At 74.2% G+C, this 1885-nt stretch carries 3 protein-coding genes and 1 pseudogene; all 4 read right to left on the bottom strand.

Translation table 11 applies throughout. The features are described 5' to 3' along the window. Positions 1-225: pseudogene (locus AC5LUJ_RS23695) on the bottom strand (hypothetical protein); the annotation flags it as partial. After that, positions 222-1142 (bottom strand): HypC/HybG/HupF family hydrogenase formation chaperone, encoded by a 921-nt coding sequence (locus AC5LUJ_RS23690; protein ID WP_250281352.1) that lies wholly within the window; start codon positions 1140-1142, stop codon positions 222-224. The pseudogene AC5LUJ_RS23695 and the gene AC5LUJ_RS23690, both read right to left, overlap by 4 nt. After that, the gene (locus tag AC5LUJ_RS23685) at positions 1139-1447 is read right to left on the bottom strand and encodes a HypC/HybG/HupF family hydrogenase formation chaperone (protein WP_250281385.1); all 309 of its coding nucleotides are present in this window, start codon (positions 1445-1447) and stop codon (positions 1139-1141) included. The genes AC5LUJ_RS23690 and AC5LUJ_RS23685 overlap by 4 nt, the downstream gene beginning before the upstream one ends. Positions 1448-1449: 2 nt before the next feature. Next, the coding region (locus AC5LUJ_RS23680) for a Kae1-like domain-containing protein (RefSeq protein ID WP_493465820.1) at positions 1450-1885 on the bottom strand (436 nt) is incomplete at its 5' end.

The raw sequence follows: 1885 nt of genomic DNA, 5'->3' as shown, positions 1-1885 counted from the left end.
ACCTCGGCCGTCGGCGTCCCGACCGCGGGCGTCCCGGCCGCCAGCGTCCCGGTCGTCCTCCCGCTGGCCGCTCCCCTGGTGGTCGCCGTCTTCCTGGCCACCGTCGTGCCGGTCGTGGCCGGCCCGGTCAGCGCCGGCCCGGGGGCTGCTGTCCCGGTCGTCGCCGCTGTCCGCCTGGGGGTGGAGGAACGGGTACAGGAACGCGGTGTGCTCGGTGGCCATCACGCACCGTCCTGGTCGAGACGGGTGATCGCCGTCGCGGCATGGATGAGAACAAGATCGCCAATGGTCACCGGATCGACCGGCAGGATGCTGACAAGCTCCACCCCGGTGGCGGTACGCACCAGCGCCAGGCCGTCGGCCGGCCCCTGTTGCGCGATCACCTCGCCGAGCCGGCCTTCGTCACCGCAGGTGACGCACGTCCCGCCGTCCTGCTCACGCCCGTCCTGCTCACGCCCGTCCTGCTCACGCCCGGACGGGTGGAGCACGGCGGTGTGCTCGAGGCAGGTGTGCTCGAGGCAGAGGTGGGCCAGCTCCCACAGCAGGTGGTAGAGGAGCACGAACCGGCCGGTGGCCGGCAGCGGCGGATCCGGGTCGTCCAGCCACAGCACATGGTCAGCCGCGCCGGCGGGCGGACGCGGGCCGCTACCGATCCATATCGTGCCCGTCCCCCAGGCCGGCGCCCGGCGCAGCACGGAACGCGTCACCGGATCATCGGCGGCGGCCACGGCGAGGACGACGTCACCGGGCCGGGCCGCCAGCCGGATCATGGCGACGGGATCCGGGCCGGTCACGGCCACCGCGGGCAGCGCCGGTTTGCCGACGACGGCCGGATGGACGAACTCGACCGCGATGTGGTGCGCGTGCGGCCCCCACGCCGGGGACAGGCACCACAGCGTGGCGCCACCGGCGAAACGCCGGGCCAGCGCGAGCGAGGCGGCCGCGAGATCAGCGGCAAGATCCTCGGTCAGCCCACCGTCGTCGGCACTGTCCACGCCACCGGTGGCGCCGACCTCCGCGCTCTCGGTGGCGCCGCCGACAGCACCGGCCGTCACCTCCGGGGCGCCCGCCAGCTCCCGCCGCGCCTCCCGGGAACATCCTGTCACAGCGCCATCACCACTGGCGACCGCCAGGGCACTCATCGCATTCCCCCGATTTTCCCGGCTCCCCTGGCTCCCCTGATTTCCTCGGCTTCTGTGGGATGACCGGCCGCGGTGTCGTCGATCAGCTCGTATTCGCGCATCATGTCCAGGGTGCGCAGCGCCGACCGCCGGTCGAGCCGGGTCAGGGCGAAACCGGCGTGCACCATGGTGTAGTCGCCGGCCGCGAGATCCGGCAGATAGGCCAGGCACACCTTCCGCGTCTCACCGGGGAAGGCGACGTGGGCCATCCTGGTCCCGCTCTCGTCCCAGACCTCGACGATCCGGCCCGGAATCCCCAGGCACATGGTCACCTCTCCTCTTCGTCCCCGGCGCGCAGGCGCAGCACCGCGACCGCCGCCTGCCCGAGCGCGAGCCCGCCGTCGTTGGGCGGCACCAGGTGGTGGACGAGCGTGTCGAATCCGGCGGCGCGCAGCCTGTCCCGGCAGGCGCGCAGCAACAGCACGTTCTGGAACACCCCGCCGGTCAGGCCGGCCAGCCGCACGCCCCGCTGCCGGCCGACTCGGGTCACCACCTCGGCGACCGCGTCGGCCACCGCCTCGTGGAACGCCGCGGCCAGCACCGCCACCGGTGTGCCGCCGCGCAGCCCGGCCACCAGCGCGCGCAGCAGTGGCGCCGGGTCGAGCACGCCGTCCGCCCCGACCGCCAGCCGTGGCACCGCCGCCAGCCCCGACGCCCCGGGCACCTCCGATGTCCCTGTTGACGTCCCCATCACCGCCGCCACC

It is taken from the genome of Protofrankia sp. CiP1_Cm_nod3 (assembly GCF_982290655.1).
Note: the sequence above shows the minus strand (reverse complement) of the source record. Positions and strands in the feature narration are given on the sequence as shown.

Coding starts and splice junctions, on each gene's coding strand:
- AC5LUJ_RS23690 (WP_250281352.1), bottom strand. CDS start 1,142: ATGAGTGCCCTGGCGGTCGCCAGTGGTGATGGCGCTGTGACAGGATGT.
- AC5LUJ_RS23685 (WP_250281385.1), bottom strand. CDS start 1,447: ATGTGCCTGGGGATTCCGGGCCGGATCGTCGAGGTCTGGGACGAGAGC.